Here is a 10,892-nt window from a genome sequence, read left to right as displayed (position 1 = left end):
CAATGAACCCGTATTGGCTAATTGAATTTTACAGCATTTCAGGCCTGATTCCTATACCTGATTTTATGAAACCAGCCTCTGCCGGTCGTTTTTCTCTTAAATGTGGAAGTTACCTTTTCATTCAAGCGTCTTCCACAGAAGAATTATAAAATTCAGATGGCAGTATTCCGTCCGGGCAGACCCACGCTCACAAAAATAATTGAAAAAAATTGTTATAAATAACAAAAAACCTATTGCATTCTTTGCTCAGCAGTGATATTATTACGGCGTTATCAGGAGAGGAAATGTAGATGGACAGGAATTTTTTTGAGAGACTGCTTTCAACTTATCAGGACAGCTACGATATTGTAAGAGAATATCGTGCGGGTGATCATGTCTTCGACGCATACGCACGGCTGGACGCGTCCAATGCCCGATATGTTTTGTTGAAGAAAGCAGAGCTGTGGAGAACTCTGAATCATGAGCATGTGTTTTTCACCCGGCACCGGAGAGTGATGGAGAAGGATTTGTCGGAATTTCTGGAAGCGGTAAACGATGTGATTGAGCCACAGCTGATCCGTCAGGGCGAACGGACCATGCCCAAGGATCATATGTCGAGTCTCGTGACCGGGATTTTCCTGAGTGAAGAGCCGGTGGAACCGGAAACGATACGCAGGCTCAGGCGCATGAAGTTCTATCGCAGTTACAGCTTGTCTTTCCGCGGATTCTGTCAGGGCAGGTTCGTGATCGTGGATCTGGCGCAGCGCAAGGTTTATGGCAACGCCGCGGCACGGGACATCGTACGCGACCTTCGCAAGGTGGTCTGATAACAAAACTTTAATTTTTTATTTCAATATGTTGTAGTATTGTAAGGGAGTGTTGACTTATGAACGCAATCATTATTTTTCTGATTGGGATCGCCGCTCTGGTCATAGGATATGTAACCTACGGCAAATGGCTGGCGGACCAGTGGGGCGTGGATCCGTCCCGCCCGACTCCGTCCCACACCATGGAGGACGGTCTGGATTACTGCCCGGCGAAGGCACCGGTGCTGATGGGACATCATTTCTCATCGATCGCCGGCGCAGGCCCGATCAACGGACCGATTCAGGCGGCCGTGTTCGGCTGGGTGCCGGTTCTGCTGTGGGTTCTGATCGGCGGTATCTTTTTCGGCGCGGTGCATGATTTCGGCGCGCTGTTTGCCTCCATCAGGCACAAAGGTCAGTCCATCGGCGAGGTCGTCGCAGACACCATGGGCGGCAAGGCGAAGCGGATGTTTCTGGTTTTCGCCTATCTGACACTGCTTCTGGTCGTTGCCGCGTTCGCATCCATTGTGGCGAACACCTTTATGGCGACCTTCCGTGCAGACGGCAGCGTGGACTATGCAGCCAGCGCCTCCAACGCATCGACAGCGATTATTTCCCTGCTGTTCATCGTACTGGCGATTCTGTTTGGATTCTTTGTCTACCGCAAAAACGCCTCACTGCTGCTTTCAACGATCCTCGGCATCGTTGGAATTGTAGTGATCATCGCCATCGGGCTGAACTGGCATCCTCTGTACCTGAGCAACTCGACGTGGATGATCGTCCTGGGCGCATACATCCTGGTGGCATCTGTCACACCGGTCTGGATTCTGCTGCAGCCGAGAGATTATCTCAGTTCATTCCTGCTGTATTTCATGATGGCGGTGGCCGCAGTCGGCATCGTCGGTGCATCGCTCATGGGGCAGTCGCACCTGGATATCCCGGCGTTCACCGGCTTCAAGGACACGCTGTATGCGGATAACGGCTTCACGCAGGGAACCTCCCTCGGCTACATGTTCCCGGCGCTGTTCGTAACGATTGCCTGTGGAGCGATCTCCGGGTTTCACTCGCTGGTTGCTTCCGGCACAACAGCCAAGCAGATTAACACGGAAAAAGACGCCCGGCCCATCGCTTACGGCGCAATGCTGATAGAAAGTGCGCTGGCTGTGATTTCCCTGATCGCCGTAGGATATGTGTGGAGCAGTTTCAAGACCGGACAGGTCATCACCCCGACGGTCGTCTTCGCAACCGGAATCTCCAAAATGTGCGCGGCCATCCCGTTCCTGAAGGGTACGGAATCCGTGATCTTCACAATGCTTGTCCTGGCGGTATCTGTGTTCTGCCTGACCTCGCTGGATACAGCCACGAGACTGGCCCGCTACATCTTCCAGGAGTTTTTCCTGGAACCCGGTCAGGTATGGCAGGAGGCTACAGGTTGGCGCAAAATCGTAACAAATCCTGTTGTCGCAACTCTCATTACTGTTGTCTGCGGCATCCTTCTGGGCATGCACGGATATGCGAACATCTGGCCGCTGTTCGGCGCGGCTAATCAGCTCCTCGCGGCACTGGGACTGCTGACTGTGGCTACCTGGCTCGGCAAAATCGGCAAAAACAACAAGATGTTCCTTTTCCCGATGGCATTCATGCTGGTGGTAACGATCACGTCTCTGGTACTTACCCTGAAGGGTAAAATCGTTGAACTGTCTGCTCAGGCTACCGGCTGGGCGATTGCAATGAGCGTACTCGATGTCCTGCTGATTATCCTGGCAGTGGTGCTGGCCATAGACGGCGTGCGTACCCTGCTTGCCGAGCACAAAGAAAAATCCGAGGCGGCGGCGTAACGCTTACGGGCCGCGGCACAACAGAGTATCGCGGCCTCAAACAAACATAAAAACCGAACAAACGTCTTGATCGAGAAACAGGGCATTTCGACCGTGCGGAAGAAACGCCCTGTTTTTATAGTGCGTGACCGGTGATTCAGCCGCATCCGAATCTCGCTGCCGAAAGGTTTCAGGATAAAACTTCTGAAATTCCTGCGGTATACCACCGAATGTATTCTTTGTATTATTGATATTGCAGGCATATTCGATGGCTGAGTACGCACTGGAGCAGGGGTCGTCCCCTCGCTTCTCTTATTTTCTCGCACTAAAATTTCGTTGTTTTTGATATTTTCTACTTGAATTCTCCGTGCAAATGTCGCATAATAGTAGACAGGCACGTCGGGGAGTGGCGCAGTTTGGTAGCGCACTTGACTGGGGGTCAAGGGGCCGCAGGTTCAAATCCTGTCTCTCCGACCATATGAAAACCCTTGATATTTCTACGATATCGAGGGTTTTTTCGTGTCTTTTTTCTCCTGTTTTTTGCCCCTTCGCGGTGCTAAATTGGTCTAATTTACTCTATGGCATGAGTAAATTAGTGAGTAAATTTATTTTTATATAAAGTCAATTTTCTATTGGCATTTCGAACAAGCTTTGCGTCTCTCCCTCTTCAGCGGAACACGAGTGCGGACTCATAGGGAAGTCGATAAGACTCATGCAGGAGATGGCACGAGTCCACCGCAATCAGTTCCGGAAGACTCCGCCTGCGGCCAGATCCCTGACGAGCTGGTGGGCGCTTTCCCGCACTTTTTCGTCCTGCGCCGCACTCAAAGTACCGCCGCCGACATGGAAAAAGCCCCAGAATCCCAGCACCAGAAAAGAATTCAACCGGTCCACATCATACCTGGTCTTCACCGGCTCCTTCCCGTACAGTTCAAGTTTTTTCAGGGTTTGTGTCAGAAAACGATAATACATCAGAAGAAACGTATAGGAATCATCCATCGGGATGTCCATATATTCCTGATTCACATCATGAATCGAATCCAGGAAATTTTGAAAGCGCCGTTCGAAGCAGTCCTGCGGATTATTCTTCCGCTGAAGTTCATGGAATCCGACCCGGATCTGCTCATACAGGTCTTCAAAACAGTCCTCCATCAGATCATATTTATCTTCATAATAATTGTAGAATGTTACGCGACCCGTGCTTGCCCTCTTGCAGATTTCAGTCACCGTTATCTTCTCAAACGGTTTCTCACACATCAGTTCTCTAAGAGATTCCTTCAGACATTTTTTTGTTTTCAAAATCCTCTTATCCATTGTACAAAAAATCCTTTCTGTATCGATATTGTCACACACATTTTTATCTGTTCTTGCTTTTATCGGCTGATTTATTATAATACATTTCAAGAAGATGAACAAGTGTATAGATAAGATAATTGTTGTACGGCGAACGAGGCGGTCGTCACGTCGCACAAAAAAGTGCCGAGCGGGTCGAGGCGGTCGTCAGGCATCGCATGCCGTTCGAAAGGAGTGCGGCGAGGCGGTTGTCGTCGAGCTTCGTACAAAAATGTGCGGAGCAGCGGCAGGCGCGGGGAAACCGCGAAAGAAAGGGAGAAAGAAAATGAAAATTGTTTTTATCGTCCCGACAACAGGATTAAAGAGATTTCCGCCCTATCGCTGGGCGGGCAGGATTTACGGTCAGCCAAATTCTATTACGGGACCGCTTATTCTGGGCGGAATCCTGAAGCGGGCCGGTCACGAGGTGGAAGTGTACGAGGAATTGAACGGCAGGGTTCCCTACAACCGGCTGCTGAGAGATACTGATATCTTCTGCCTTTCCCTTATGACCTCCAATGCTCCCCGCGGCTACGAGCTGGCAGATATGATCCACCGCAGGAGCGGAGCGCGGGTGCTGATGGGCGGAATGCACCCCACCTGGATGCCGGAGGAGGCGCTGGAGCATGGGGATCAGGTTATCGCCGGTGAAGGGGAAAAGGTGATTCTGGATGCGGCGGAAGGGCGTATTGCCGGGTCCATCGTTCAGGGACCCCTGATCGAGAACATAGACGAGGTTCCATTTCCGGACTATTCCATCCTGAAAACGCCCTGTGCGGCGGCCAACGTCATATCGACCCGGGGATGTCCCTGCCGATGCAGTTTTTGTACTACTTCAAGGATGTTCCACCCCTACAGGAAACGCAGCGTGGACAATGTAATCGCCGAGATACGCCGCTACAAAGAAATGGGTTTCCGGTACATGAACTTCGAGGACGATAACTTTACAGCAGACAAAGAACGGGCAAAGGAAATCTGCCGCCGCATGATTGCGGAGGGACTGACATTCAAGGAGACTTTTTTCTTCGGGCGAACGGATATGGCAGAAGACGAAGAACTGCTGGAGTTGCTGGCACAGGCTCACCTGACGCGTGTTCTGATCGGAATCGAATCTCTGAATCAGAAGGCGCTGGACAGCATTCAGAAGGGTCAGAACATCGAGGCGATCTGCCGGGCCGGAGAAGCCTGCGAGAGGCATCGTATCCGAGTCATCGCAAGTATCGTGCTTGGGCTGGATGAAGACAATCTATCTGATATGAACCGCAGCATCGCATTTGCCGAATCCATCCACGCCTATCAGCTCCAGCCGGCTATACTCACGCCATTCCCGGGTACACCGGTATACAGAGATTACGAGGCGGAAGGCCGTATGCTGCCCGGAAGCTGGAGCAGGTTCGATATGATGAATGTGGTGTTTACGCCCGCCAAAATGTCCCCCTGGGAACTGCAGGAGGAGTTTTTCAGAGCGTGCAGTGATTTCTACACGTTTTCATCCGCGAAAGACATACGGCGGATCTTCGGAAAAGAATATGGGCGACGGCGATGGGGTCTCGCCCTGATGACGCGGATGGGCACCGGCGCAGCACACCTGGCATCCCATATCGCACCGCATTCCGACTACTATACACTGCGGCATATTTCAGATGTTCAATAAGTTGCTCATTCAGATGCCCAGCAAGGCGTTCTTTCAGATGCTCAGTAGTATACAGCCACAGGGATTCCGACATGAACCAGACTGTACAGCCGGGCGGCCTTGGAGGGAGGGAGATTAATGCATCCGTGAGATCCATTATAGGCCCAGATGCTGCCGCCAAAAACGCCTCTCCAGTTCGCATCATGCATACCGACGCCTTCATAATTGATCGGCATCCAGTAACTCACCGGAGATTCCCATTCATAAGACGTTGTCGTGACTGTTTTCTTTCCTTTTTTCTCTGTGGTGGTTTTTGACGGACCGCGCAGAACGACATTCCGCGCCTTCGCAAGCACAAAGTATGCTCCCGCAGGCGTTTCGTGAACTCCGCGGGTGCCGGAAACCACATCAGTCTGGAACACCACCCTGCCGTTTTTGTACATCCAGAGATGCTGGGCGCTGAGATTCACCTCTACATAAGTATCTCCAAATCCGTAATTATCGCTGTAAGGAGCCGCCTCCGTCTGGGCGTAAACCGGTTTCCGCTCCACGTCTGCGCCCTTTTTCAGTTCCTTCGACAACCTTGCGGCTTCACCCTCCCGGTCAATTCTCCAGCCGTAATAGCCGCGGGCCTGCAGGCGGATCACCTTTCCGGAATGCGTCTTAAACCTGTGCGGCCTGTCCACAGTGTCGATCGAATTAGCCAGACACGCCACAAAAGCAGTCAGCTTTTGCTCCCAAACCTCATCATCCCGCTTCAGCCGTCCGTCTTCGCCGCGAACCAGCCAGTCCTTCATCTGATTGGCGTCCAGAACCTTTTTGCTGCCGTCCGGCAGTTCATAGGTTACAGAGCTCCAGGACATTCCGCTCAGCTGCCGGCAGTCCTTTTTCAGCTGTTTCTCACTGACGGCAGGCGCTTTATCCTTATAATATCCGGAGCCCCTGCTGAGGTTAAGTCCGGTCATGGAAACGCTTACCGCCTTCTCCACCGCCTCCATAACACTGTCTTTGTTCACCACAGTACCTTTAGAAGGCTTTACCACGAAAAATTTCCCGTTCTCGTAAGCGACCCGGGCGCTCTTCGGTTTTTTCATGTTCTTCTTCTGCATCTCCGGCCATTTCATCACAGCCTTATGCAGTTTCTTTTCGGAATATTTTCCCCTGAGAGTCATGGCGCGCTGTCCATGCAGATACAAAGAAGACAGATAATCCCCAAAGGACTGCTTTTTCAGCCGGTCCGCTATAATAGCAGGCTCTTCCAGCTCATAATCTATTGCCGTACCCTTCAGGGTTTCCCTTTTTCCTTCCCTGAACAAAACCTTCAGTGAATAGTTCTTTGTTACAGCAGCCTCCGCCTGTTCCGCCGTCATGCCCGCAACGTTCACGCCGTTGATTCTCGTGCTTTTCAGGAAACGACCCTTACAGTCCCTGTGGTATACAAAACCGAGGGCAACCAGTCCAAGCAGCAGCCCCAGCACAATCATGATACAAAAATCTCTGAGGATTCTTTTGTCGTTCATTCTTTTCATTCCTTTATCTGATCATATGCTTTCAGCGTCCGAACAGGGCGTATGAATGCATACACTGCGAATTTCATTCAAACTCATTGTATGTTTAGTTTACCCTATTACTATCCCGGCCGCAAGAAAAAAGTACTAAAAGAGGACGGCGATACCGCGATTGCGCACGTATACGCTGTCCTCCATCAGATGCTCTTTTACTTTCTCTTGTTACTCAGATGCTGCTCAGGGTTTTTGTGCAGCGCAGTCTTCATCTCTTTATTTCGCCTTGACCTTTACAACCTTGCTGTATTTGCTGTAGCAGGTCTTTCCGGCGATCTTCTTATATCCTCTGACCTTGAAGTAATAAGTCTTCCCCTTTTTCTGTCCGCTCTTGACAGTGACCTTCACAGTCTTACCGGATTTCACCGTAGCCACGGCCTTGAAACCTTTAGATTTCTTAGTGGAACGATAGACTTTATATCCTTCTGCCTTAGAATTCTTTTTCCAGGAAACCGTGATCTTCTTACCTTTGCTTGCCTTTGCTTTGACACCGGAAATTGAGCTCGCTGCGAGTTCCACCTTAGCCTTGTAGTCAGCATACTCTGCCTTGGCCTTGGCCAGGTCTTCCTTTGCTCTCTCCAGTTCCGCCTTGGTGGTATCGGCGTCTGCCTTCATCTGCTCGATTTTATCATTTACAGACTTAGTATAGTCCTTCAGCGCGGACTTCGTCAGCTCTGCATCACCCTGCGCCGCAATGCCGCTCAGAGTATGGGCAACATACATCTGCTGGATGCCATCGATCTGGCCCAGGCCGGCAATCTGACCTTCTACCTTAAATCCTGCCTTTTCAAAAATGGTTCTCCAGGAATCCTCATCGGTTCCGTTCATGTCATTGTTGGCGTGGTCTCCGGCAACAACCATCAGAGGTCTCAGGACAACTCTGGAATAGCCTCCGTCCTTTACCTTCTTGAGGACTACAGAAACAGCATTATTAGGATCATTACGTTCTTCCCCTTCAACGGTTCCAACGAACGCATTCTTGTAACCGAGGCCGGTCATCGCTGTCTGCATCTGTGTGTAGGTGATATTTGCCGTATGTCCGGTTCCATGACCCATGAACACGTAGGCAGTGTCGCTGTCGCCTGTCAGCGCGCTGACATCTTTTCCGTCGTCTTTCACGGCGGCTTCTGCGGCAGCTCTGGCAACTGCAGTCTTATCTTCGTTGATGGTGTCTGCGGAATCGCCTGCCATGCCCAGCAGCGGCTCAGCGAAGGTGATTGTCACGCCGTCCCATTTATTCTGTTCAACATCCCGTTTAATCTGGTCATATTCCTCGCCGTTCATCAATGTGGTCGGCTGAATAATCAGATTGGTAACTCCTGCTTCCTTCGCCTGATTCATGGCTTCTCTGACTGTGTTGATCTTCTCCTCATCCCTGGCCAGGATGTGATTGATGATTACCTGAGACGTGAAGGCTCTTCTCACGCTGTAGTCGGTGTAGGTCTTTGCCAGAGCTTTTTCGATTCCGCCGATGGTGGCAACACGGCTGTCAGTATAGCTGGTGCCGAAGCTGCAGACCAGGATTTCCTTCTTTTTGTCCGGTTTCGTGTTCAGCGGATTGTCCTCTCTGGCATCTCCGGTGCTGACAAAATAATCAGCTCCGCCCGCTCCCGGGTATTCATAGCCGAGCCCGTCCGGAATCTCCGGAACATTTTTCTTGTCCTCGTCAGACAGCTTATCATACGCATACTTGGCGATCTTCGCCGTCTTCTCCGTCAGAACGGCCTGCGCTGCCTGCTCCTCAGCAGTCTTTTTAGGATGGATATAGATTTCTCCGATCAGACCTGCAACCAGAAGCGGGCTGTCGTTGGCATCAACATAGGCTTTTGCCTGCTCTTCTGTCATCTTGGTCTCAATCTCTTCTGTGGTAGCCTTCAGTGTAGAATTTTCGACTCCATCCTTCGCGCTGACCGAGGCTCCGTCACCGGCGACAGTATCAAGTATCTTTTCTTTTTCATTGACGGTTATCGTTCTTTCATACCATGTCAGATTTTTCTTTGAATGAGTAGAAATGATAAATGATTTACTCAGGTCACTACCGGTTACATCCACAGTAAAGACCTGATAATTTTTGCCGTCGATCGTCTCCTGCGTCGGGTTGACCGCCCCGCTGCCGTACCCGTACAGGCGCGCGGCAGAAGCTTTTCCCACATAGTACTTGTCATAAGATGTGCTGTCGTCTCTGATGATCAGCGTCCTCTTACCGCCGGACTTGACCAAAGATGCAGAATCCGGCTTGAACATGCCTGCGGCTTTTACTGTCAGCTCCACACTGTTTTCATCACCGTCAGCTGCATATGCCTGAGGCGTCAGGATGATGCTGAAGGAGATAAGGATCAGTGCAGACAGAATCAGCACAGCCAGTTTTTTTAAACTGCTTGTCATGTTTTCCTCCTCACAAATAAAACACCAATAGTTTTTTTAATGGCAATCAACGGATCGATTCATAAACTTCCCGCCACGAAATCCCTGCCTCATTCCTGTACCCGGGTTTGCAGAATTCTATTTTTGTCAATGAGAAAGATGTTCTCTGCAGCCCGCCGGCTCTTCCTTTGTTGATCGCAAAAGAAAAACCCGCTTTGGAAAGCAGGCCTGACACGCCAAAAAATGGAAGAGCATATCCACATCCCGGCGATATTGGTGAAGCTTTCTCTGGAAGTCATTCCCCAATTCCACTCCCTTCAGCAGGTTTCCTGGCTCACAGGTAATACCGCACATCACGCCTTCTCAGATCCGCCGACGGTTCTGCGGATTTCACCGCTTTCATCGGTTCAGGAGCCAATGGCTTATTGTGATGTACTTCCTGTTTACAGTGACCGAGTCGCTCAGGCATCTCACCTGATTCCCTTTTAACCACAAGGATTTTGCGGCACTGAACGGATTTCAATTGTCATTTTCTCTACTGAAATTATATCAACCGTTTCTGGATGTGTCAAGATGTGTGATGGACACGAAATCGATGTCGTAACCATGAAAGATAAAAAACTGATGAGGCTCCGGATTTCCCGAAGTCCCCATCAGCATATGGTTTCAGCTTACATCAGTTTCAGTCCAGCTCGAAGATCCCGTCGTAGAGGGCGGGTTTATCGACAACGGCGGACCAGTTTTTGTCCCCGTATTCAAAGTGCCACCATTCGGAAGGCAGGTTGGTAAAGCCGGCTTCCAGCATGATATGATAGAGCAGCCTGCGGTTATCCCGTATAAGTTCCGCATCCGGCAGCCCTGCGGCCTCCTCTGTCTCGAAGAAGGCGGCTCTGGTTTTGTCGGTGAAGGCGTCGAAGCCGCACCCCATCTCAAGTTCTTCCCCGTCCGGACCGACAAGAGTCAGATCGACGGCTCCGCCTGTGGTATGTGCCGGCGGCAGAGTCCTGTCTGGAATCGGATTAGCGACGAACTTGCCGATGAAACTGTGCTGTTCCTCCTCCGACATGTCTTCAAGATGAAACTCCTTTATTATTTTGGCGCTGTACGAGACAAAGAGTTCCTCCTGCAGTGCAAAGGGTCTCCAGGTATCCCAGATCCGGAATCGGTATCCTTCAGGAAGCTTTGCCGCTGCGTTCTGCAGCATCTCATGCACTTCCCTGCGCAGGAAGCATCTCTGTTCTCCGTTTTTGAATCCGAGAACCGGATATTGCATCCTGATGTCGATTTTTTCGCTTTCCTTTACTTCTGTCAGCGGAGAGTCGATAAAGGCTGTCTTTGTGTATTGCTCCAGATCCGGAAGAACCGGAATCGGCGTTTCAGTATAATTCGACACAATATC

7 protein-coding genes, 1 tRNA gene and 1 riboswitch are annotated in these 10,892 nt (G+C 50.7%); of the genes, 4 read left to right on the top strand and 4 right to left on the bottom strand.

Features of this window, described 5'->3' with window-relative positions:
• Window positions 1-290 precede the first annotated feature (290 nt).
• From FYJ64_RS10680 to FYJ64_RS10670, 3 genes are all read left to right on the top strand, one after another.
• Window positions 291-806, top strand: coding sequence for a DUF8052 family protein (locus FYJ64_RS10680; RefSeq protein WP_154575119.1), 516 nt, complete (start codon window positions 291-293; stop codon window positions 804-806).
• Window positions 807-865: 59 nt separating this feature from the next.
• Window positions 866-2,623, top strand: coding sequence for a carbon starvation CstA family protein (locus FYJ64_RS10675; protein WP_154575118.1), 1,758 nt, complete (start codon window positions 866-868; stop codon window positions 2,621-2,623).
• A gap of 379 nt (window positions 2,624-3,002) precedes the next feature.
• Window positions 3,003-3,079, top strand: a tRNA-Pro gene (locus FYJ64_RS10670).
• Window positions 3,080-3,343: 264 nt separating this feature from the next.
• On the opposite strand, the gene FYJ64_RS10665 is transcribed toward FYJ64_RS10670, so the two are convergent.
• Window positions 3,344-3,901 (bottom strand): TetR/AcrR family transcriptional regulator, encoded by a 558-nt coding sequence (locus tag FYJ64_RS10665; protein WP_206045652.1) that lies wholly within the window; start codon window positions 3,899-3,901, stop codon window positions 3,344-3,346.
• A 319-nt stretch (window positions 3,902-4,220) separates the two neighbouring features.
• Between FYJ64_RS10665 and FYJ64_RS10660 the strand changes: the two genes are divergently transcribed.
• Window positions 4,221-5,588, top strand: coding sequence for a B12-binding domain-containing radical SAM protein (locus FYJ64_RS10660; protein ID WP_154575116.1), 1,368 nt, complete (start codon window positions 4,221-4,223; stop codon window positions 5,586-5,588).
• Between the two features lie 41 nt (window positions 5,589-5,629).
• Here the strand turns inward: FYJ64_RS10660 and FYJ64_RS10655 are convergent, their stop codons facing one another.
• From FYJ64_RS10655 to FYJ64_RS10645, 3 genes are all read right to left on the bottom strand, one after another.
• Window positions 5,630-7,087: a L,D-transpeptidase family protein gene (locus FYJ64_RS10655; RefSeq protein ID WP_206045651.1), complete on the bottom strand. Its 1,458-nt coding sequence runs from the start codon at window positions 7,085-7,087 to the stop codon at window positions 5,630-5,632.
• A gap of 258 nt (window positions 7,088-7,345) precedes the next feature.
• Entirely contained in the window at window positions 7,346-9,514 is a 2,169-nt protein-coding gene (locus FYJ64_RS10650) for a sirohydrochlorin cobaltochelatase (protein ID WP_154575114.1), read from the bottom strand.
• A gap of 281 nt (window positions 9,515-9,795) precedes the next feature.
• Window positions 9,796-10,021: riboswitch (cobalamin riboswitch) on the bottom strand.
• Window positions 10,022-10,175: 154 nt separating this feature from the next.
• On the bottom strand, window positions 10,176-10,886 hold the full coding sequence (locus FYJ64_RS10645; protein WP_154575113.1) for a M15 family metallopeptidase: 711 nt from the start codon (window positions 10,884-10,886) through the stop codon (window positions 10,176-10,178).
• Window positions 10,887-10,892: the final 6 nt, after the last annotated feature.

This window comes from Hornefia butyriciproducens, assembly GCF_009695915.1.
Taxonomy (GTDB): domain Bacteria; phylum Bacillota; class Clostridia; order Peptostreptococcales; family Anaerovoracaceae; genus Aminicella; species Aminicella butyriciproducens.
This window is presented reverse-complemented; position numbering and strand designations above follow the sequence as displayed.